The organism is Microbacterium aureliae, from assembly GCF_054780155.1.
Genome location: NZ_BAAGWW010000001.1, coordinates 84842 through 102947 on the forward strand (window position 1 = coordinate 84842; position 18106 = coordinate 102947).

The following is an 18106-nucleotide window of genomic DNA, read 5'->3' on the forward strand; positions in this document are numbered from 1 at the left end:
CCCGACAGCCTAGTCGCGGGCACCGACGCCCCTTCCGTCGGGCCCTGAGGAGAACCATGTCCGACCACTCCCCCGCCGACGTCGACGGACTGCAGTGGGCGGCCGACCGCGGCATGGGCGCCCTCGCCGAGCGCATGGGCATGCGCTTCACCGAGTTCTCGGCCGAGCGGTGCGTCGCGACGATGCCGGTCGAGGGCAACACGCAGCCGGTCGGCCTCATGCACGGCGGTGCGTACGTCGTCCTCGGCGAGTCGCTCGGGTCGATGGCGGCGAACCTCCACGCCGGACCGGGCAGGCTCGCGGTGGGCGTGGACATCAACGCCACGCACACCCGCTCGGCGACCTCGGGGATCGTCACGGGCGTGTGCACGCCGGTGCACCTCGGCCGCACGATCACCGTGCACGAGATCGTCGTGTCGGACGATCAGGGAAGGCGCTGCTCCACCATCCGCATCACCAACCACATCAAGGCGATGCCGCGCGAGTAGTCCTACTTCTTGGGTGCGAGCTGCTCGATGATCGCCTTGGCGACGTCCTGCATCGTCAGACGGCGGTCCATCGACGCCTTCTGGATCCAGCGGAACGCCTCGGGCTCGCTCAGGCCCATCTTCTCGTTGAGCAGGCCCTTCGCGCGGTCGACGAGCTTGCGGGTCTCGAAGCGTTCGACCATGTCGGCGACCTCGGCCTCGAGCGTGATGATCTGCTCGTAGCGGGCCAGGGCGATCTCGATCGCCGGCAGCAGGTCGTTGGGGGTGAAGGGCTTCACCACGTAGGCCAGGGCGCCGGCCTCGCTGGCGCGCTCGACGAGCTCCTTCTGGCTGAACGCCGTCAGCAGCACGACGGGGGCCACGTGGTTCTTGCTGAGCTTCTCAGCGGCCGAGATGCCGTCGAGCTGCGGCATCTTCACGTCCATGATCACCAGATCCGGGCGCAGCTCCGTCGCCAGCTGGACGGCTGTCTCGCCGTCTCCGGCCTCGCCGACGACGTCGAATCCGTTGTCCCGCAGGATCTCGACGATGTCGAGGCGGATGAGCGACTCATCCTCGGCGACGACGACCCGACGGGGAGTCGGCGGGGCTGCGGGGGCGGTCTGCTCTTGCTCAGTCACCATTGAATCCTACGGTATGGTCAATCGCGGACGCGCGGCCCGCCGTGCGCGCCGGTGTGGCGGAATGGCAGACGCGACCGACTCAAACTCGGTTGCCCGCGAGGGCGTGTGGGTTCGACTCCCACCACCGGCACCACCACTGCTTCACGAAGAGCGGATGCCCCGACAGGGGGCGTCCGCTCTTCTGCGTCTGCGACAGCCGGCCGCGCTCGGGGGCTTGCCCGCATCCGCTACCTAGTGATACTTTGTACCGGTATTCAGTGTCACTGAGTAGCGGTTCCGAGGAGGGGCGATGGGCAAGCAGGAGACGGAGATGCTCAAGGGCACGCTCGAAGGGATCGTGCTGGCGGTCCTGTCCGATCGTGCGGCCTACGGGTACGAGATCACCGGGTGGCTCCGCGATCAGGGCTTCCGCGACATCGCCGAGGGCACCGTGTACGCCCTGCTGGTGCGGATCGAGCAGCGAGGTCTGGTGGACGTCGAGAAGGTCCCGTCAGAGAAGGGTCCCCCGCGCAAGGTGTACTCCCTCAACGTGAAGGGCCGCGAGCAGCTCGCGGAGTTCTGGAGGACGTGGAGCTTCCTCGCAGAGCGCATCGGACGGCTCCACCGGGAACACGACGACGTGACGTCGAAGGAAGAGGTTTGACATGGCCGCCAAGTGGTACGAGCGGGTCACCGGCTCGCTCGAGCAGAAGAAGCAGTTCCGGCAGTACCGCACCCGCATCGAGGCGCTCCCCGAGCCCCATCGGGCCGCCGCCAAGGCCGTCGAACGGTACCTGATGACCGTCGGAGGGATGACGGACGGCGCCGCCCTCGCGCAGATGCTCAGCGACTCGGCCGACCTGTGGGAGCGAGCAGCGGTGGACGGCGCGCCCGTCCGCGACATCGTCGGCGCAGACCCGGCCGCCTTCGCCCAGGAGTTCGCCGCGGCGTACTCCGGCCGGCAGTGGACGGACAAGGAGCGCGATCGCCTGAACAAGGCCATCGACGACGTCGAGCGAGACGGCCGGTCATGAGCGCGGGGACCGCCCTCGAGGTCGCCGGCCTGGAGAAGTCCTACGGCACCGTGGAGGTGCTCCGCGGCGTCGACGTCGCCGTTCCGCGCGGGAGCATCTTCGCGCTCCTCGGCTCCAACGGCGCCGGCAAGACGACCCTCGTGCGCATCCTTTCGACGCTTCTCAGACAGGATGCCGGCACAGCGGCGGTCGCCGGGTTCGACGTCGCCCGGCAGCCGCAGCGGGTGCGCGAGGCGATCAGCCTCACCGGGCAGTTCGCCGCCGTCGACGAGGTGCTGGGCGGACGGGAGAACCTGACGCTCATCGCGCGGCTGCGCCACCTCCCGGACCCGGTCCGCCTCGCCGACGGACTGCTCGCCCGGTTCGTTCGGCATGCTGCTGTTGTTCACCCTGGCGCTGACATGGCTGGCGGTGATCCCGGGCCTGACGGCGAAGACGGTGGACGGCGCGAGCGCGTTCTCGTACCGCGGCGACGGCGATCTACCGCAGGAAGGTGAGCTGACCTGCGGACGCAGAACGCCCCGCATCGGATCCCTCGTGGCGAGGGCCCGCTGCGGGGCGTTCAGGCGTGCGATCAGTCGCGCGTCTTGTAGATCGGCGCCTTGCCGTGGACAGCGTCGCCGACCTTGTGGATGCGGATGTCGTTGGTCGACCCCTGGATTCCGGGAGGCGAGCCCGAGACGACCACGACCTTGTCCCCGACCTTGGCCATGTCGTTGGACAGCAGGTAGTCGTCCACCTGGATGAACATGAGATCGGTGTGGGCGACGTGCTCGACGAGGCTGGACTGCACGCCCCACGTGACCGCCATGCGGCGACGGATCGCCGGCTCGGGAGCGAACCCGATCATGGGGATGCGCGGGCGCAGCCGGGACATGCGCCGCGCGGTGTCGCCGGACTCGGTGAAGATGCAGAGGTACTTCGCCTCGACGAACTCCGCCACCTCCATCGCCGCGAGGGTGATCGCGCCGCCCTGCGTGCGGGGCTTCGTGGTGAGCGGCTGGATGCGCTCCAGGCCGTGCTCCTCGGTGGACTCGATGATGCGGGCCATCGTCTCGACGACGATGACGGGGTAGTCGCCGACGCTGGTCTCGCCCGAGAGCATCACCGCGTCCGCGCCGTCCAGGACGGCGTTGGCGACGTCGCTGGTCTCGGCGCGCGTCGGCACCGGGTTGTTGATCATCGACTCGAGCATCTGCGTCGCGACGATGACGGGCTTGGCCATCCGCCGGCACAGCTCCACCGCGCGTTTCTGCACGATGGGCACCGCCTCCAGCGGCAGCTCGACGCCCAGGTCGCCGCGGGCGACCATGATGCCGTCGAACGCGTCGATGATCTCTTCGAGATTGTCGACCGCCTGCGGCTTCTCGATCTTGGCGATGACGGGGACGTGGCGCCCCTCTTCGGCCATGATGACGTGGACGCGCTGGACGTCCTTCGCGCTGCGCACGAACGACAGGGCGATGAGGTCCGCGCCGGCGTTGAGTCCCCAGCGCAGGTCGGCCTCGTCCTTCTCGGACAGGGCCGGGACGTTCACGGCGACACCGGGCAGGTTGATGCCCTTGTTGTTGGACACCGGACCGCCGACGATCACCTTGGTGGTGACGACGGTGCCGTCGGTGTCGATGACCTCGACGCGGACCTTGCCGTCGTCGATCAGGAGGGTGTCGCCGGCCTTGACGTCCTGCGGCAGTCCCTTGAAGGTGGTCGAGCAGATCTCCTTGGTGCCGGGGACGTCCTCGACGGTGATCTTGAAGATGTCGCCCTCGGCGAGGTCGTGGGGGCCGTCGGCGAAACGGCCGAGGCGGATCTTGGGTCCCTGCAGGTCGACCAGGACGGCGACGGCGCGGCCGGCGTCGTCAGCGGCCTTGCGGACGTTGGCGAAGTTGTTCTCGTGGACCGAGTAGTCCCCGTGGCTCAAGTTGAAGCGGGCCACGTCGACTCCGGCGTCGATGATGGCTCGCACCATCTCGTACGACGAGGTCGCGGGTCCCAGCGTGGCGACGATCTTGGCGCGTCTCATTCCGTGCTTTCTTCGAGGGGTTTCGGGGTGGCCGAAGGCCGTGGCAAGCCTACGCGTGCTGCAGACCGATGGCGACATCGGTCGGACGGACCGGAGCGGGCAGCTCGGTCTCTCCCATGAGGTACTCGTCGACGCGCGCGGCGGCGGCGCGGCCCTCGGCGATCGCCCACACGATGAGCGACTGGCCCCGCCCGGCGTCACCGGCGACGAAGACGCCGGGCGCCGTGGCCTGGTAGTCGTCGTCACGGCGCAGCACGCCGCGGTCGGTGAACTGGGCGCCGAGCTGCTCTTCGAGCATCGCGCGCTCGGGACCGGTGAAGCCCATCGCGATGAGGACGAGGTCGGCGGGGATCTCGTGCTCGGTGCCGCTCTTCGGGACGCGCCGGCCGTCGACGAACTCGGTCTCGGCCACGCGCAGCGCGCGCACCTCGCCCGCGTCGTTGCCGAGGAACTCCACCGTCGAGGCCAGGTAGGCGCGCTCCCCGCCCTCTTCGTGCGCGGACTGCACCTCGAAGACGGTGGGCGCCATGGGCCAGGGCTGGTGGGTCGGGCGCTCCGACGGGGGCTGCTTACCGATGGCGAGGTTCGTCACGCTCAGCGCCCCGTGGCGGTGGGCGGTGCCGATGCAGTCGGCGCCGGTGTCGCCGCCGCCGATGACCACGACGTGCTTTCCCTCGGCCGAGATCTGGTGAGGCACGGAATCCCCGGCGACCGCCTTGTTCGACTCCACGAGGTACTCCATCGCGAAGTGGACGCCGGCGAGGTCCCGGCCCGGGATGGGCAGGTCCCGCGGGATCGTGGCGCCCGTGGCGACCACGACTGCGTCGTAGCGGGCACGCAGGTCCGCCCACGAGATGTCCTTGCCGACCTCCACGCCGGCACGGAAGCGGGTCCCCTCGTCCTGCATCTGACGAAGGCGCGACTCGAGGTGGCGCTTCTCCATCTTGAAGTCCGGGATGCCGTAGCGCAGCAGGCCGCCGATGCGGTCGTCCCGCTCGAACACCGCCACGGTGTGACCGGCGCGCGTGAGCTGCTGGGCGGCGGCCAGGCCGGCGGGTCCGGAGCCGACGACGGCCACCGTCTTGCCGGTGAGGCGCCCCGGGGGCTCGGGCTCGACCCAGCCGTTGGCGAAAGCCTCGTCGATGGTCGAGACCTCGATCTGCTTGATGGTCACCGCGGGCTGGTTGATCCCCAGCACGCACGCGCTCTCGCACGGTGCCGGGCACAGCCGGCCGGTGAACTCGGGGAAGTTGTTGGTCGCGTGCAGCCGCTCGATGGCCGCGCGTCCCTCACCCCGCCAGGTCAGGTCGTTCCACTCGGGGATGAGGTTGCCCAGCGGGCAGCCCTGATGGCAGAACGGGATGCCGCAGTCCATGCAGCGGCCCGCCTGGCGGCGGATCACGCCCGAGTCGGCGGACTCGTACACCTCTTTCCAGTCCATGATCCGGACCGGCACCGGCCGCCGCGGCGGGAGCTCCCGCTCGGTGACCTTCAGAAAGCCTTTCGGGTCAGCCACCCGTCACCTCCAGGATGCGGCTCCAGACGACGTCGCCGTCGGGGTCCAGCCCCTCGGCCACGGCCGCCTGTCGCGTTTCGAGCACGGCGGCGTAATCGCGCGGGACGACGCGCACGAAGCGGCCGAGCTCGATGTCGAAGTCGTCGAGCATCGCCTGCGCGAGCGTCGACCCGGTCTCGGCGACGTGCTGCTCCAGCAGGTCGCGCAGGATCTCGGCATCGCCCGAGCCCAGCTCGCCCAGGACGAGCTCGCCCGCGGCCAGCGCCTCGCGGTTCACCAGCTCGTGGTCCAGGCGGTACACGTACGCCGTGCCGCCGGACATGCCGGCACCGAGGTTGCGCCCGGTGGCGCCGAGGATGACGGCCAGGCCGCCGGTCATGTACTCCAGGGCGTGGTCGCCGACACCCTCGACGACCGCCGTGGCGCCGGAGTTGCGGACGAAGAACCGCTCCCCCACGACACCGCGCAGGAACATGGTGCCCTGCGTCGCGCCGTAGCCGATGACGTTGCCGGCGATGACGTTCCGCGAGGCGTCGAAGCGTGCGTCGCGAGGCGGGCGGACCACGATCTGCCCGCCCGACAGGCCCTTGCCGACGTAGTCGTTCGAGTCGCCCTCGAGGCGCAGCGTGATGCCCGCCGGCAGGAAGGCGCCGAAGGACTGCCCGGCGGAGCCGGTGAGGGACACCTCGATGGAGCCGGTGGGCAGGCCGTTCTCGCCGTGCGCGCGGGTCACGTGGTGGCCGAGCATCGTCCCGACCGCACGGGCGGTGTTGCGCACCGGCAGCGAGATCTCGACGTGACCGCCGTGGGCGATGACGTCCTGCGCGCGCTCGATGAGCGCGACGTCGAAGTGGTCCTCGAGCTCGTGGTCCTGCGGGCGCAGGTTGCGGCGCGGCTCCTCGGCGCTGAACACCGGGCCGCCGATGACGGGCGCGAGGTCCAGTCCGCTGGCCTTCCAGTGGCGGATGGCGCCGTCGACGTCCAGGAGCTCGGTGCGGCCGATCGCCTCGTCGAGCGTGCGGAAGCCGAGCTCGGCGAGGTACTCTCGGACCTCCTCGGCGATGAACTCCATGAAGTTCACGACGAACTCCGGCTTGCCGGTGAACCGCTCGCGCAGAACGGGGTTCTGCGTGGCGACGCCTACGGGGCAGGTGTCGAGGTGGCACACGCGCATCATGATGCAGCCGGACACCACCAGCGGAGCCGTGGCGAAGCCGAACTCCTCGGCACCCAGCAGGGCGCCGACGATGACGTCGCGGCCGGTCTTGAGCTGGCCGTCCACCTGCACCACCACGCGGTCGCGCATGCCGTTGAGCATGAGCGTCTGCTGGGTCTCGGCGAGGCCGAGCTCCCACGGGGTGCCCGCGTGCTTGAGCGAGTTCAGAGGGCTCGCGCCCGTGCCGCCGTCCTGACCCGAGACCAGGATGACGTCGGCGAGCGCCTTGGCCGTGCCCGCCGCGACCGCCCCGATGCCCGACTGGCTGACCAGCTTGACGTGCACCCGGGCGCGGGGGTTGGCGCGCTTGAGGTCGAAGATCAGCTGCTTGAGGTCCTCGATCGAGTAGATGTCGTGGTGGGGCGGCGGAGAGATGAGTCCCACGCCCGCCGTCGCGTGGCGCGTGCGCGCCACCCACGGGTACACCTTCGTCGGCGGCAGCTGACCGCCCTCGCCGGGCTTGGCGCCCTGGGCGAGCTTGATCTGGATGTCGTCCGACTCCGTGAGGTACATGCTGGTCACGCCGAACCGGCCCGACGCGACCTGCTTGATCGCGCTCCTGCGCTCGGGGTCGAGCAGCCGGTCGACGTCCTCGCCGCCCTCGCCGGTGTTGGACTTCGCCCCGATCCGGTTCATGGCGATCGCGAGGGTCTCGTGCGCCTCCTGCGAGATCGAGCCGTAGCTCATCGCTCCGGTCGAGAAGCGCTTGACGATCGACGCCACGGACTCGACCTCGTCGATGGGGACCGGCGTTCGTCCCTCGGTCTTCAGCCGGAACAGGCCCCGCAGCGTCTTCAGCTCGTGCGCCTGGTCGTCGACCAGCTTGGTGTACTCGCGGAAGATGTCGTACCGGCGGGTGCGCGTGGAGTGCTGCAGCCGGAACACCGTCTCGGGGTTGAACAGGTGCGGGGATCCGTCGCGGCGCCACTGGTACTCGCCGCCGGTCCACAGCCGCTCGTGGGCGCGCACGGCGGCGTCCTCGGGGTAGGCGTAGGCGTGGCGCGCGGCGTTCTCGGCGGCGATGACGTCGATCCCGACGCCCCCGAGCTTTGTCTCGGTGCCCGTGAAGTAGGCGTCGACGAAGTCCTGCGACAGGCCGATGGCTTCGAACACCTGCGCGCCGGCGTACGACGACACGGTCGAGATGCCCATCTTGGACATGATCTTCAGCACGCCCTTGCCGAGCGCGTAGATCAGGTTCTTGACCGCCTTCTTGGGCGTGACGCCGGTGATCGAGCCGGCGCGCACCAGGTACTCCACCGTCTCCATCGCGAGATAGGGGTTCACCGCCGAGGCGCCGTAGCCGATGAGCGTGGCGATGTGATGCACTTCCCGCACGTCGCCTGCCTCGACGACGAGGCCCACCTTCATCCGCGTCTGGTTGCGGATGAGGTGGTGGTGCACGGCGGCGAGCATCAGCAGGGACGGGATCGGGGCCAGGTCCTTGTTGGAGTCCCGGTCGCTCAGCACGATGAACTCGGCGCCGTCCTCGATGGCCTGGTCGACCTCGACGCACATCTGCGCGAGCCGCTTCTGCATGCCCTTGTGCCCGGCCTCCACGCGGTAGAGCCCGCGGATGGTGACCGAGCTGCGCCCCCGCAGCGCCGTGTCGATGTGCTGGATCTTGGCCAGCTCGTCGTTGTCGATGACGGGGAAGTCGAGGGTCACGGTGCGCGTGTGGTCCGGGCCCCACGTCAGCAGGTTCCGCTCCGGACCGAGCCCGAGCGACAGCGACGTCACCACCTCTTCGCGGATCGAGTCCAGCGGCGGGTTGGTCACCTGGGCGAACTGCTGGGTGAAGTAGTCGAACAGCAGGCGCGGGCGGTCGCTGAGGACGGCGACGGGGGTGTCGCTTCCCATGGCGCCCAGCGGCTCGGCGCCGTTCTGGCCCATCGGCGCGAGGAGGATCCTGACCTCTTCCTCGGTGTAGCCGAAGGTGCGCTGGCGGCGGGTGATCGAGGCGATGGGGTGGACGATGTGCTCGCGCTCGGGCAGGTCCGCCAGGCGCACCCGGCCGGCATCCAGCCATTCCTTCCACGGCTCGAGAGTCGCGAGCTGGCGCTTGATCTCGTCGTCCTCGATGACGCGGCCCTCGGCGGTGTCGACGAGGAACATGCGTCCGGGACGCAGGCGCCCGCGACGCTTGATGCGGGCCGGCTCGAAGTCGAGCACGCCCGTCTCGCTGCCGATGACGATGAGGCCGTCGGTCGTCTCGGTCCAGCGACCGGGACGCAGGCCGTTGCGGTCCAGCGTCGCGCCCACCAGGGTGCCGTCGGTGAAGATCAGGGCGGCGGGGCCGTCCCACGGCTCCATCTGGCCGGAGTGGTACTCGTAGAAGGCGCGCAGGTCGGGGTCCATCCCGGCCTGCTTCTCGTATGCCTCGGGCACCATCATCATGATCGCGTGCGGCAGGCTGCGACCGGTGAGGGTGAGTAGCTCCAGCACCTCGTCGAAGGATGCCGAGTCGCTGGCGCCCTCGGTGCAGATCGGCAGGAGCGGCTCGATGTCGCCCAGCAGCTCGGACTCGAGCTGGGACTGCCGTGCGCGCATCCAGTTGCGGTTGCCGTTGACGGTGTTGATCTCGCCGTTGTGCGCGAGCATGCGCAGCGGCTGCGCCAGGGGCCATGACGGGAAGGTGTTGGTGGAGTAGCGGGAGTGGACCACCGCCAGCTCCGAGGCGAACCGCTCGTCCTGCAGGTCCGGGTAGAACGGCTCGAGCTGGAGCGTGGTGACCATACCCTTGTAGCCGAGCGTCCGCGAGGACAGCGAGACGAAGTAGGCGCCGAGCTCGTTGCGGGCGCGCTTGCGCAGCCGGAACGTGCGGCGGTCCAGCGCCAGTCCGGACAGCGCGGGGGTGTCCCCCACGGCGGGGCGCGAGACGAACAGCTGCTCGAAGACGGGACGGGCGGCGAAGGCGAGCTTGCCGAGGTTCTCTTCGGCGGTGGGGACTTCGCGCCAGCCGAGCACGACGAGGTTCTCGGCGGCGGCGATGCGCTCGATGCCCGCCTTCTGCGCCGCGCGCTCCTCGTCGTCCTGCGGCAGGAAGATCATGCCCGCGGCGTACTGCCCCACGTCCGGCAGGTCGAAGTCGACCACGGCGCGCAGGAAGGCGTCGGGCATCTGCGTCAGGATGCCGGCGCCGTCACCGGTTCCGGCATCCGAGCCGATGGCGCCGCGATGCTCGAGGTTGCGCAGCGCCGTCAGCGCCAGGTCGATGATGTCGTGACCGGCGTGACCGCGCAGCGTCGCGACCATCGCCAGGCCGCACGCGTCCTTCTCGAAATCGGGGTTGTACATGCCCTGCTTGGCGGGGAACGCGTCCAGTCGGGTCGCGTTGCTCGCCTGCGCAGAGGCGTCGTGACGGGGGCTCGAAGCCATACCAACCGTCCTCACGTTGATGCTCAGATGGGACGACGTCGGCCCGGGGTGCTCCGCGACGCGGAGCATGCGTTATTTCGGGGTGGCGGTGCTTGTGGCTGCGCTCGCAGGGACCTCGGCTGTCGGCGGTTCGCTGACGTCGACGAAGTCATCGGTTTCCTGTGATTGTACAGAATCTTCGGGAGTCCATTCCCGGCCGGGGACGTACGGCGAGGGCTCGTAGCCGGGGTGCCGCCGCTTCTGCACGACGATGATCGCCAGGCCGATGACGACGCCGAAGATGGCCGCCCACACGTTGGTGCGCAGCCCCAGGATGATCTCGCTGGGGTCGATGCGGATGGACTCCCACACGATGCGCCCCGCGCTGTACCACGCCAGGTACGCCCCGAACAGGCGCCCCCACTGCATGCGGCGGCCGCGGCCGAGCCACAGCAGCACGATCACGCCGGCGACGTTCCAGACGACCTCGTACAGGAAGGTGGGGTGGAAGAGGGTGTCGGCGGCGAGTCCCGGCGGGAAGGCGGCGTTGTCGCTGTCGATCTCGAGGCCCCAGGGCAGATCCGTGGGAAGGCCGTACAGCTCCTGGTTGAACCAGTTGCCGAACCGGCCGATCGCCTGGGCGAGCAGGATTCCGGGGGCCAGCGCGTCGGCGAAGGTCCAGAAGCGGATGCCGGTCCAGCGGCAGCCGAGCCATGCCCCGACCGCACCGCCGAGGAGGGCGCCGTAGATCGCGATGCCGCCCTCCCAGATGTACAGCGCCGTGAGGGGGTCCGCTCCGGGACCGAAGTAGAAGTCCCAGTGGGTGAGCACGTGGTAGATCCGGGCCGCGACGATCGCGACGGGCACCGCGATCAGGGCGATGTCGATGACCACCCACGGCTCGGCGCCCCGCTTGGTCAGACGGTGGTTGGTCAGCAGGACGGCGACGATGATGCCCGCGATGATGCACAGCGCGTAGAAGTGGATGCGCAGGGGCCCGAGGTCGATGTAGCTGACGGACGGGCTCGGGATGCTGGCAGCGACGCTGCCGGCGAGCGTGTGAGCGGCATGGATCATGGCGGATCGAGTCCTTGGCTGTCGAGGGCGTCGGCGTCGGCCGACGAGGAGAGTCTAGAGCGCCGGGGCCGCGGTGCCCGCGGTGAGGGCGGCCGCCTCGGCGCGCAGCGCGTCGAGGCCCCCGTCGCGGAGCGCCCGCACGAGGGCGGTGCCCACGATCGCGCCGTCGGCGTACTCCAGCACGCCGGAGACCTGATCGGGGGTGGAGATCCCGATGCCGACGCACGCGTGCCCGGCGCCGTGGGCGCGCAGGCGCTCGACGAGTCTGCGCGCGGCCTTGTCCAGCTCCGCCCGCTCCCCCGTGATCCCCATCGTCGAGACGGTGTACACGAACCCGGTGGAGTGCGAGACGATCAGGTCGAGGCGCTCGTCGGTGGACGTCGGCGCGGCGAGGAAGACGCGGTCGAGCCCGGTCCGGGTGCTCGCCGCGATCCAGTCCCCCGCGGCATCCGGGGTGATGTCGGGCGTGATGAGCCCGGCGCCGCCGGCGGCCAGCAGATCGTCGGCGTAGCGGTCGACGCCGTACTGCAGCACGGGGTTCCAGTAGGTCATCACGAGGACCGGGGCGTCCACGCGCCGCGTGATCTCGCGGACGGCGGTGAAAGTGTCGCGCAGCTTGAACCCCGCCTCCAGGGCGACCTGCGTGGCCTCCTGGATCACGGTGCCGTCCATCACGGGGTCGGAATAGGGCGGACCGAGCTCGAGGATGTCCACTCCGGCCTCCACGAGGGCGACCGCCGCCTCGATGCTCGTCTGCAGGTCCGGGAACCCGAGCGGGAGGTAGGCGACGAACGCGCCGCGGCCCTCGGCCTTCGCGGCGTCGATGGCCGCCGCCACGCGCGAGGTCACAGCTTCATCCCCTCGCCCTTGGCTTCGTCGGCGGCCGGCGTCTCGGGCACGGCTTCGGCGTCGTAGAGGTGGAAGTAGCGGGCTGCGGTGTCCATGTCCTTGTCGCCGCGGCCCGAGAGGTTCACGGCGAGGACGGCGTCGGGGCCGAGCTCTCGCCCGATCCGCAGCGCCCCCGCGAGGGCGTGGGCGGACTCGATCGCGGGGATGATCCCCTCGGTGCGCGAGAGCAGGCGCAGTGCCTGCATCGCCTCGTCGTCGGTGGCGGGGATGTAGGTGGCGCGGCCGATCGAGGCGAGCCACGCGTGCTCGGGGCCGACGCCCGGATAGTCCAGGCCCGCCGAGATCGAGTGCGACTCCACCGTCTGGCCGTCCTCATCCTGCAGGACGTAGGTCTTCGCCCCGTGCAGGATGCCCGGGCGGCCGCGTTCGATGGATGCGGCGTGACGGGGGGTGTCCACGCCGTCGCCGGCCGCCTCGACGCCGTAGAGGGCCACGCCCTCGTCGTCCAGGAACGCGTCGAACATGCCGATGGCGTTGGAGCCGCCGCCCACGCACGCCAGGACCGCGTCGGGAAGGCGTCCCACCTCGGCCAGCAGCTGCTCGCGCGCCTCTTCGCCGATCACCTTCTGGAAGTCGCGCACCATGGCGGGGAACGGATGCGGTCCCGCGGCGGTGCCGAAGATGTAGTTCGTCGTCTCGACGCTGGCCACCCAGTCGCGGTACGCGTCGTTGATGGCGTCCTTGAGGGTGCGCGAGCCGGTCTTGACCGGCACGACCTCGGCACCCAGCAGGCGCATGCGGGCGACGTTGAGAGCCTGCCGCTCGGTGTCGACCTCGCCCATGTAGATGGTGCAGTCGAAGCCGAACAGGGCCGCGGCGGTCGCCGTCGCCACGCCGTGCTGGCCGGCGCCGGTCTCGGCGATCACGCGCGTCTTGCCCAGGCGCTTGGTCAGCAGCGCCTGCCCGAGGACGTTGTTGATCTTGTGCGAGCCGGTGTGGTTGAGGTCCTCGCGCTTGAGGAAGATGCGCGCTCCCCCGGCGTGCTCGGCGAAGCGGGGCACTTCGGTGATGATCGACGGGCGGCCGGCGTAGCTGCGCAGCAGGTGCGAGAACTCGGCCGCGAACGCCGGGTCCGCCTTGGCCGCGTCGTACTCCGCGGTCAGCTCGTCGATGGCGGCGATGAGCGACTCCGGCATGTAGCGGCCGCCGAACTCGCCGAAGAACGGACCGGTCGCCTCGCGGAGAGTCACTGTCCTGCCTCCAGGAATCGGGTGAGGGTGGCGACGGGGTCGCCCGTGACGAGCGCCTCGCCGATGAGGACGACGTCGGCGCCGGCGCGCCGATAGTGCGCGACGTCGTCAGGGGTGAGCACCGCCGACTCGGCGATCTTCACCGCGTCGGCCGGCAGCTTGTCCGCCAGACGGCCGAAGAGGTCGCGGTCCAGCTCGAACGTCGACAGGTCGCGGGCGTTCACGCCGACCAGTCGTGCGCCGAGATCCACGGCACGGTCGACCTCGTCCGCCGAGTGCGTCTCGACCAGCGGGGTCATGCCGAGCTGGCGGGTGAACTCGTGCAGTCGCCGAAGCAGCGGCTGCTCGAGCGCGGCGACGATGAGCAGGACCATGTCCGCGCCCGCCGCCCGCGCCTCGAGGATCTGGTACTCGGTGGCGATGAAGTCCTTGCGCAGCACCGGGACGCCTACGGCGGCCCGCACGGCCTCGAGGTCGGCGAGGCTGCCCTTGAAGCGCCGGCCCTCGGTGAGGACCGAGATCGCCGAGGCGCCGCCGGTCTCGTAGAGCGAGGCCTGGCGGGCGGGGTCGGGGATGTCGGCGAGGTCGCCGCGCGAGGGGCTCGCGCGCTTGACCTCGGCGATGATCTTCACCCGGGATGCAGGTGCCAGGGCGGCGAGGGCGTCCAGCGCGGGCGGCCGTGACAGCGCAGCCGCCTCGACGTCTCGTTGCGGGCGCTCGGATGCGCGCGTACGGGCATCCTCCACCGCGCCGGCCGTGAGGTCGGCGAGCATGATCAGTGCTCTTTCGCCGCGTACTTCGCGCCGCCGACACCGTAGCCGGCCCGGGCCATCGCCCAGCCGACGATCGCACCGACGACCACGAGAGCCGCCGATGCCCACACGAGCCACTCGATCGCGAAGAAGAAGGCGACCGTGCCGATCGCGATGGCGACGAGCATGATCACGACAGCGGTCCAGGCGGCGGGCGAGTGTCCGTGGCCGGGGTCGCCGATGGGGTGGCTCATTGATCTCCTCCGGAGGTGTCGGGCGGTGAAAGTCTAGCGGGTTCACGCCGTCGGATCGTCGCCGCGGGACAGGTCGTCCCACGAGTCGATCGCGTCGACGCGGCGTCGGGCGGTCTCGCCGGCGGCCGGCATCCGTGCCTCGCGCGCCCCGCTCCCGGCCTCTGCCGCCGAGCGGTAGCGGCGGTCGCTGGCGCTCCACCGGTGGGCGGTGAGCAGCACGAGGACGCCCGCGGAGAGCAGCACGAGCCACGCCGCCAGGGCGATCGCCGGCCACGGCGTCGCCACGAGCGAAACCACCAGCTCGGCGACGGCGGCCAGCCCCGTGATTCCGGTCGCCTCGGTCACCGAGGACGCCACCGAGCTCACCGGGGGCGCCGCGACGACGGGGACGGTGAGGGCGCCGAGCGCCGCGGCGAGCAGCACGCAGAGCACGCCGAAGGCGTAGCGCAGGATCCTGCCGGCGATGCTCAGTGCGGCTCCCAGGGCGAGCGCCGCCAGGCTCAGCGGCGTGAGCAGGGGGACCGCGTCCGCGCCCGCGACCTGCAGCGGCTCCGCGGCGCCGTCCGCGAGGGTCGCCGTCACCCACACCTGGGTCGCCGAGACGACCCCGAGGGCGGCTGGGGCGAGGATGCCGACGACGGCGAGCAGACGCGCGCGGCGGATCACGTGGCGGGGACCGCCTCGAGGTCGACCGCGTCGAAGCACGTGCGGGTGCCGGTGTGGCAGGCCGCGCCCACCTGCTCGACCGCGACCAGGATCGCGTCCCCGTCGCAGTCCAGGCGGGCGCTCTTGACGAGCTGGATGTGCCCCGAGGTGTCGCCCTTCCGCCAGTACTCGCGACGCGAGCGGGACCAGAACGTCACGCGACCCTCGGTCAGCGTGCGGCGCAGGGCCTCGGCATCCATCCAGCCGAGCATGAGGACCTCGCCGCTGTCCCACTGCTGGATGATCGCGGCGACCAGGCCGTCGTCGTCGAAGGCCACGCGATCGATGCGCTCCTGCAGCGACGCGCTCACGAGCGTGCCCCGTCCACGGCGGCCTGACGGACCTCGATGCCGGCGGCCTGCATCGCGTGCTTGACATCGCCGACGGTGAGCTGACCGGAGTGGAAGACGGATGCCGCGAGCACCGCGTCCGCTCCGGCGCGGATCGCGGGGCCGAAGTCCTCGGCCCTGCCGGCACCGCCCGAGGCGATGACCGGGACGCTGGAGACCTCGCGCATGAGCGAGACGAGCTCGAGGTCGAAGCCCTGCTTCGTGCCGTCGGCGTCGATGGAGTTGACCAGCAGCTCGCCGGCGCCGCGCTCGATCGCCTCGCGCGCCCACGCGAGGGCGTCGAGGGTCGTCTCGGTCCGGCCGCCGTGGGTGGTCACGACGAAGCCGGAGTCGGTGGTCGGCGAGCGCTTCACATCGAGCGAGAGCACGAGCACCTGCGCGCCGAACCGGTCGGCGATGTCATCCAGCAGCGACGGGCGGGCGATCGCGGCGGAGTTGACGCCGATCTTGTCGGCCCCCACCCCGAGCAGGCGCGCCACGTCGTCCGCCGTGCGCACTCCCCCGCCCACTGTCAGCGGGATGAACACCTCTTCGGCGGTCCGCCGGACGACGTCGTAGGTGGTCGATCGCTCGTCGACGGTGGCGGTGACGTCGAGGAACGTCAGCTCGTCCGCGCCCTGGCGGAAGTACTCGCGGGCGAGCTCGACGGGGTCCCCCATGTCGCGGAGGTTCTCGAAGTTCACGCCCTTCACCACGCGCCCGGCGGCGACGTCGAGACAGGGGATGACGCGGCACACCAGGGCCATCAGAGCCTCGCGTTGTGGATCGCGGTCACCAGGATCGCGCGCGCGCCGAGGGCGTACAGGTCGTCCATCACGCGGTTGACGGTCGTGCGGGCGACCATCACGCGCACCGCGACCCACTCGGGGTCGCGCAGCGGCGAGATCGTGGGCGACTCCACTCCCCCGGCGATCTCGACGGCACGGTCCACCAGGGCGACGGGCAGGTCGTAGTCGACCATCACGTAGCGGCGGGCGACCATGACGCCGCGCAGGCGGCGAAGAAGCGTATCGGTGCCGGGGACCTCGGTGGGCCCGGCGACCAGGACGGCCTCGGAGCGGAGGATCTCGGGTCCGAAGACCTCGAGGCCCGCCTGACGCAGGGTGGTTCCGGTCTCGACGACGTCGGCGACGGCGTCCGCGACGCCGAGGCGCACCGCCGACTCCACCGCGCCGTCCAGCGGCACGAGGTCGACGGCGATGCCGTGGCCGTCGAGGAAGGAGTCCACCAGACCCGGGTACGAGGTGGCGATGCGGACGCCCTCGAGGTCGGCGAGCTCGCGGAAGCGTCCCGGAGGAGCGGCGAAGCGGAAGGTCGACCCGGCGAAGCCCAGGGCCTCGATCTCACGAGCCCCCGGCATCCGCGCGTCACGCAGCAGGTCGCGTCCGGTGATGCCGACATCCAGCGCCCCCGACCCGACGTAGGTGGCGATGTCCTTGGGGCGCAGGTAGAAGAACTCGACCTCGTTGGCCGGGTCGATGATGTGCAGATCCTTGGGGTCGCGCCTGCCGGTGTAGCCGGCCTCGGTGAGCATGTCGGCGGCGGTCTCGGCGAGCGAACCCTTGTTCGGCACGGCGATGCGGAGCATGGTGGGCTTTCTGGAGGGGGACGGGCGGGCGGGACGGCTCACAGATGTCGGTAGACGTCCTCGAGGGTCAGGCCCTTGGCGACCATGAGCACCTGCAGGTGGTAGAGCAGCTGCGAGATCTCCTCGGCCGCGGCGTCCGACGACTCGTACTCCGCCGCCATCCAGACCTCGGCGGCCTCTTCGACGATCTTCTTGCCGATGGCGTGGACGCCCGCGTCGAGCTGCGCCACGGTGCCGGAACCCTCGGGTCGCTCGGTGGCCTTGGCCGTCAGCTCCGCGAACAGTCCGTCGAACGTCTTCACTCTGCAAGGGTAGCGAACCGCGCGGCGCCGCGACGCCGGACGACCGCTCAGCCGTGGTGGTGACGGGCCGCGGCGGCGCGCAGGCCCGCGATGGCGGCATCCGGGTCCGACGCGCCGAAGACCGCCGATCCGGCCACGAACGTGTCCGCGCCGGCCTCGGCGGCCTGCGCGATCGTGGACTCGCCGATGCCGCCGTCGACCTGGAGCCAGACCTGTGAGCCCCGGCGCCGCGCCTCGTCGGAGAGAGCGCGCAGCTTCGGCATCGTCTCGGGCATGAACGACTGACCGCCGAAGCCCGGCTCCACGGTCATCACCAGGATCTGATCGAACTCGTCCAGCACGTCGAAGAGGGACTCCACGGCGGTCGCGGGCTTGACCGCGACGCCGGCGCGCGCTCCGCGGGTGCGGAGCGCGCGGGCGAGGGCGACCGGCTCGCTCGCGGCTTCGAGGTGGAACGTCACCGAGGCCGCGCCGAGTTCGGCGTACTCCGGGGCCCAGCGGTCCGGCGCGTCGATCATCAGGTGCACGTCCAGCGGCACGGGGCTGGTCTGCTGGATCCGCCCGACCATCTGGGGGCCGAAGGTCAGATTCGGCACGAAGTGGTTGTCCATGACGTCCACGTGCACGAAGTCGGCGCGTGCGATGCGCGCGAGCTCCGTCTGCATGTTGACGAAGTCCGCCGCCAGGATGCTGGGGTTTATGCGGATGCCGGAGCCGGTGTTGTCGTCGAGGTGGCGCACCCG

General features: G+C 70.7%; 18 protein-coding genes, 1 tRNA gene and 2 pseudogenes. 6 read left to right on the top strand and 15 right to left on the bottom strand.

Annotation, left to right across the window (positions count from 1 at the left end):
* Positions 1-56: 56 nt before the first annotated feature.
* Positions 57-488: a hotdog fold thioesterase gene (locus ACYVF4_RS00440; protein WP_460718672.1), complete on the top strand. Its 432-nt coding sequence runs from the start codon at positions 57-59 to the stop codon at positions 486-488.
* Between the two features lie 2 nt (positions 489-490).
* Here the strand turns inward: ACYVF4_RS00440 and ACYVF4_RS00445 are convergent, their stop codons facing one another.
* Positions 491-1111 (bottom strand): ANTAR domain-containing response regulator, encoded by a 621-nt coding sequence (locus ACYVF4_RS00445; RefSeq protein WP_460718674.1) that lies wholly within the window; start codon positions 1109-1111, stop codon positions 491-493.
* A 47-nt stretch (positions 1112-1158) separates the two neighbouring features.
* On the opposite strand from ACYVF4_RS00445, the gene ACYVF4_RS00450 reads away from it, so the two are divergent.
* The 5 genes and pseudogenes from ACYVF4_RS00450 to ACYVF4_RS00470 all read left to right on the top strand — a co-directional run.
* Positions 1159-1244: transfer RNA gene (locus tag ACYVF4_RS00450), tRNA-Leu, on the top strand.
* Positions 1245-1400: 156 nt separating this feature from the next.
* Positions 1401-1754: a PadR family transcriptional regulator gene (locus ACYVF4_RS00455; protein ID WP_460718676.1), complete on the top strand. Its 354-nt coding sequence runs from the start codon at positions 1401-1403 to the stop codon at positions 1752-1754.
* Between the two features lies 1 nt (position 1755).
* On the top strand, positions 1756-2124 hold the full coding sequence (locus tag ACYVF4_RS00460; protein ID WP_460718678.1) for a DUF1048 domain-containing protein: 369 nt from the start codon (positions 1756-1758) through the stop codon (positions 2122-2124).
* A pseudogene (locus ACYVF4_RS00465) lies at positions 2121-2489 on the top strand (ATP-binding cassette domain-containing protein); the annotation flags it as partial. The gene ACYVF4_RS00460 and the pseudogene ACYVF4_RS00465, both read left to right, overlap by 4 nt.
* Positions 2490-2493: 4 nt before the next feature.
* Positions 2494-2589, top strand: a pseudogene (locus ACYVF4_RS00470) (ABC transporter permease); the annotation flags it as partial.
* 109 nt (positions 2590-2698) lie between these two features.
* Here the strand turns inward: ACYVF4_RS00470 and pyk are convergent.
* The 14 genes from pyk to rpe all read right to left on the bottom strand — a co-directional run bounded on the left by pyk (position 2699) and on the right by rpe (position 18103).
* Positions 2699-4147: a pyruvate kinase gene (pyk, locus tag ACYVF4_RS00475; RefSeq protein ID WP_460718680.1), complete on the bottom strand. Its 1449-nt coding sequence runs from the start codon at positions 4145-4147 to the stop codon at positions 2699-2701.
* A gap of 49 nt (positions 4148-4196) precedes the next feature.
* The gene (locus ACYVF4_RS00480) at positions 4197-5663 is read right to left on the bottom strand and encodes a glutamate synthase subunit beta (RefSeq protein WP_460718682.1); all 1467 of its coding nucleotides are present in this window, start codon (positions 5661-5663) and stop codon (positions 4197-4199) included.
* Complete coding sequence (gene gltB, locus ACYVF4_RS00485) at positions 5656-10257, bottom strand: glutamate synthase large subunit (RefSeq protein WP_460718684.1); 4602 nt, start codon at positions 10255-10257, stop codon at positions 5656-5658. The genes ACYVF4_RS00480 and gltB overlap by 8 nt, the downstream gene beginning before the upstream one ends.
* Positions 10258-10329: 72 nt before the next feature.
* On the bottom strand, positions 10330-11313 hold the full coding sequence (lgt, locus tag ACYVF4_RS00490; protein ID WP_460718686.1) for a prolipoprotein diacylglyceryl transferase: 984 nt from the start codon (positions 11311-11313) through the stop codon (positions 10330-10332).
* Positions 11314-11367: 54 nt separating this feature from the next.
* Positions 11368-12162: a tryptophan synthase subunit alpha gene (gene trpA / locus ACYVF4_RS00495; RefSeq protein ID WP_460718688.1), complete on the bottom strand. Its 795-nt coding sequence runs from the start codon at positions 12160-12162 to the stop codon at positions 11368-11370.
* Positions 12159-13358 (bottom strand): tryptophan synthase subunit beta, encoded by a 1200-nt coding sequence (gene trpB, locus ACYVF4_RS00500; protein ID WP_460720701.1) that lies wholly within the window; start codon positions 13356-13358, stop codon positions 12159-12161. Before trpB ends, trpA begins: the two co-directional genes overlap by 4 nt.
* Positions 13359-13408: 50 nt before the next feature.
* On the bottom strand, positions 13409-14185 hold the full coding sequence (gene trpC, locus ACYVF4_RS00505) for an indole-3-glycerol phosphate synthase TrpC (protein WP_460718690.1): 777 nt from the start codon (positions 14183-14185) through the stop codon (positions 13409-13411).
* Between the two features lie 2 nt (positions 14186-14187).
* Positions 14188-14418 (bottom strand): DUF6704 family protein, encoded by a 231-nt coding sequence (locus tag ACYVF4_RS00510; RefSeq protein ID WP_460718692.1) that lies wholly within the window; start codon positions 14416-14418, stop codon positions 14188-14190.
* Between the two features lie 42 nt (positions 14419-14460).
* Positions 14461-15084 (bottom strand): Trp biosynthesis-associated membrane protein, encoded by a 624-nt coding sequence (locus tag ACYVF4_RS00515; protein WP_460718693.1) that lies wholly within the window; start codon positions 15082-15084, stop codon positions 14461-14463.
* Positions 15081-15434, bottom strand: coding sequence for a phosphoribosyl-AMP cyclohydrolase (gene hisI / locus ACYVF4_RS00520; protein WP_460718695.1), 354 nt, complete (start codon positions 15432-15434; stop codon positions 15081-15083). Before hisI ends, ACYVF4_RS00515 begins: the two co-directional genes overlap by 4 nt.
* Positions 15431-16219 carry an imidazole glycerol phosphate synthase subunit HisF gene (hisF, locus tag ACYVF4_RS00525; protein WP_460718697.1) on the bottom strand — a complete coding sequence of 263 codons (789 nt, stop codon included), beginning with the start codon at positions 16217-16219 and terminating at the stop codon, positions 15431-15433. The genes hisI and hisF overlap by 4 nt, the downstream gene beginning before the upstream one ends.
* A complete protein-coding gene (hisG, locus tag ACYVF4_RS00530; RefSeq protein WP_460718699.1) occupies positions 16219-17061 on the bottom strand; it encodes an ATP phosphoribosyltransferase in 843 nt (280 codons plus the stop codon). Before hisG ends, hisF begins: the two co-directional genes overlap by 1 nt.
* A gap of 38 nt (positions 17062-17099) precedes the next feature.
* Positions 17100-17363, bottom strand: coding sequence for a phosphoribosyl-ATP diphosphatase (locus ACYVF4_RS00535; protein ID WP_460718701.1), 264 nt, complete (start codon positions 17361-17363; stop codon positions 17100-17102).
* A 47-nt stretch (positions 17364-17410) separates the two neighbouring features.
* Positions 17411-18103, bottom strand: a complete 693-nt coding sequence (rpe, locus tag ACYVF4_RS00540) for a ribulose-phosphate 3-epimerase (protein WP_460718703.1) — start codon at positions 18101-18103, stop codon at positions 17411-17413.
* Positions 18104-18106: the final 3 nt, after the last annotated feature.